The organism is Mesorhizobium sp. M7A.F.Ca.CA.002.05.1.1 (assembly GCF_003998335.1).
Taxonomy (GTDB): domain Bacteria; phylum Pseudomonadota; class Alphaproteobacteria; order Rhizobiales; family Rhizobiaceae; genus Mesorhizobium.
The window spans coordinates 1-3,091 of sequence record NZ_RZQI01000727.1 but is presented as its reverse complement, the minus strand read 5'-3'; the positions used below and the strand labels follow the sequence as shown (position 1 = coordinate 3,091).

Here is a 3,091-nt window from a genome sequence, read left to right as displayed (position 1 = left end):
CGGTGGCCTCGGTCTTGAGTTCGGCCAGCTTGAACTGGGTGTTCTGGAAATCGATGATCGCCTTGCCGAACGCCTTGCGTTCCTTGACATAATCAATGGTCAGCGCCAGCGCCCGCTCGATCATGGCAATGGCGCCGGTGCCGATCTGCAGCCGCTCCTGCGGCAATTGCTGCATCAGCTGGACGAAGCCCTGCCCTTCCTCATGGCCGAGCAGGTTGGAGGTCGGCACGCGCATGTCGTTGAAGAACAGCTCCGACGTGTCGTTGGCCTTGAGCCCGATCTTGTCGAGGTTACGGCCGCGCTGAAAACCTTCGACCTCGTCGGTCTCGACGACGATCAGCGAGGTGCCCTTGGCACCCTTCTCCGGATCGGTCTTGGTGACGACGATGATGAAGTTCGCAAGCTGGCCGTTGGTGATGAAGGTCTTGGAGCCGTTGATCTTGTACTGATTGCCATCCTTCTGCGCCCGCGTCTTGACGCCCTGCAGGTCGGAGCCGGCGCCCGGCTCGGTCATGGCGATGGCGCCGATCAGCTCGCCGGTCGCCAGTTTCGGCAGCCATTTCTTCTTCTGCTCCTCGGAGCCATAGTGGAGGATGTAAGGGGCGACGATCGAATTGTGCAGGCCGATGCCGAAACCGTCGACGCCGACATGGCCGATGGCCTCGATGATGGCGCTCTCATGCGCGAAGGTGCCGCCGGAGCCGCCATATTCCTCCGGCATAGAGGCGCAGAGCAGGCCGGCGGAACCTGCCTTCAGCCAGCTCTCACGATCGACCATCTCGTTCTTCTCGAACTCGTCGTAGCGCGGCGCGATCTCCTCCGACATGAAGCGATGCGCCATGTCGTAGAGCATGCCGACCTCGTCCGCCGCCCAAGCGGGCTTCGGAAGGCCAAGGATTTCAGCTGGGTTGGTCATGCTGGTATGATACTCCTCCCGACATGCATCATCGAAACTGAGGCCGGCGCACTGCCGCAGCGACCCCTCCCGACCCTTCGGGCCACCCTCCCCTCAAGGGGGAGGAGGACGCCGATCATCTTTAGAACGCTTCCGCCGGCAGTGCCATCAATGTGTCGGCGCCGCTCGAAATGCGGGCGAGATGCGCCGACGTCTCCGGCATGATCCGCTCCATGAAGAAGCGCCCCGTCACGACCTTGTTGTCGTAAAAAGATTGCGCGCCATTGGCGTCCGTCTTGCCAAGTGCCACCTTGGCCATCTGCGCCCACATATAGCCCAGAGCGACCAAGCCGAAGAGATGCATGTAGTCGGTCGAGGCGGCACCGGCATTGTCGGGCTTGGCCATGCCGTTCTGCACCAGCCACATGGTGGCGGCCTGCAAATCGTTGAGACCTTTCTTCAGCGCCTTGGTGAATGGCGCCATCTTCTCGTCGGAGCGGTTCTCCTCGCAGAACTCACCGACCTCCTTGAAGAAGGCCTGCACGGCGCGGCCGCCATTCAGGCCGAGTTTACGGCCGACGAGGTCGAGCGCCTGGATGCCGTTGGCGCCTTCATAGATCATGGCGATGCGGGCATCGCGCACGAACTGGCTCATGCCGTGCTCTTCGATATAACCGTGACCGCCGAACACCTGCTGCGCCATGACGGCGTGGTCGAAGCCCTTGTCCGTGAGCACGCCCTTGACCACCGGTGTCATCAGGCCGGTGTAATCGTCGGCGGCCTGGCGGTCCTTGTCGTCGCCGGAGCGGTGGGCAATGTCGGACTTGATCGCCGTCCACAGCGCCAGCGCGCGGCCGGCCTCGTTGAAGGCCTTCATGGTCATCAGGCTGCGGCGGATATCGGGATGGACGATGATCGGGTCGGCCTTCTTGTCCGGCGCCTTCGGCCCCGACAATGAGCGGCCCTGCAAACGGTCCTTGGCGTAGCCGACAGCGTTCTGATAGGCGATCTCCGACAGCGACAGCCCCTGCAGGCCCACACCAAGGCGCGCCTCGTTCATCATCGTGAACATCGCCTTCAGGCCGCCATTGGCCTCGCCGAGCAGCGTGCCCTCAGCCTCGTCATAGTTCATGACGCAGGTCGAATTGCCATGGATGCCCATCTTCTCCTCGATCGAGCCGCAGGAGACGGTGTTCCTGGTGCCCGGATTGCCCGATGCGTCGAGCTTGAGCTTCGGCACGATGAACAGAGAGATGCCCTTGACGCCTTCCGGCGCACCCTCGATGCGGGCCAGTACCAGATGGACGATGTTGTCCGACATGTCGTGTTCGCCGGCCGAGATGAAGATCTTCTGGCCTGAAATTTTATAGGTGCCATCGCCGTTCGGCACCGCCTTGGTCCGCAACAGGCCCAGATCCGTGCCGCAATGCGGCTCGGTCAGGTTCATGGTGCCGGTCCAGGCACCCTCGATCATCCTCGGCAACCATGTTGACTTCTGCTCGTCGGTGCCGTGGGTGATGATCGCGGCGATCGCGCCTTGCGTCAGGCCCGGATACATCATCAAGGACATATTGGCCGAGACCATATATTCGGCGACGGCGGTATGCACGGCATAGGGCAGGCCCTGGCCGCCGAACTCGACTGGTGCGGCCAACCCCATCCAGCCGCCTTCGCGATACTGGTCGAACGCCTCCTTGAAGCCTTTCGGCGTGGTCACCGAGCCATCGTCGTGACGCACACAGCCTTCCATGTCGCCGACACGGTTCAGCGGATGCATGACGTTTTCGGCGAGCTTGGCGCCTTCGGCCAGGATCGCCTCGAGCACATCGGGCGTGGCGTCGGCAAATCCGGGAAGGTTCGAATAACGCTGATAACCCAGAACCTCGTTGAGCACGAACAGCGTATCCTGGACCGGAGCCCTGTATGTCGGCATGCTTTTTCTCCACCCTGCAAACCCGGTCCGAATGCCCCGAAGACAAGCCAGGGGCGGCATGCGGACCCATATTGGGAGCGGGATAGCAAAAATTGACGTTTGCGTAAACGTCAATTTTTTCGATGCGACAAGATTCCCCGCCCACTGGAGCAATGAGCGTAGCGGCGCGACGATGCGCAAGCCAGCGCCGAAAGGCCATGAGAGTGGGCCAGGACAACGAAAAGCCGCGTGGCAGGCCACGCGGCTCGACAGAACTCAGACAA

Annotated in this window: 3 protein-coding genes; 1 reads left to right on the top strand and 2 read right to left on the bottom strand. The window is 62.0% G+C overall.

The window, feature by feature from the left end; translation table 11 throughout:
- Nucleotides 1-916, bottom strand: a 916-nt coding sequence (locus EN939_RS27390; protein WP_127270855.1) for an acyl-CoA dehydrogenase family protein, incomplete at its 3' end; no start/stop codon positions are given.
- A gap of 121 nt (nt 917-1,037) precedes the next feature.
- The gene (locus tag EN939_RS27385) at nt 1,038-2,828 is read right to left on the bottom strand and encodes an acyl-CoA dehydrogenase (RefSeq protein WP_127270390.1); all 1,791 of its coding nucleotides are present in this window, start codon (nt 2,826-2,828) and stop codon (nt 1,038-1,040) included.
- Nucleotides 2,829-2,886: 58 nt separating this feature from the next.
- On the opposite strand from EN939_RS27385, the gene EN939_RS38640 reads away from it, so the two are divergent.
- Nucleotides 2,887-3,091: hypothetical protein (locus EN939_RS38640; RefSeq protein ID WP_206528348.1), on the top strand; the 205-nt coding region annotated here is incomplete at its 3' end.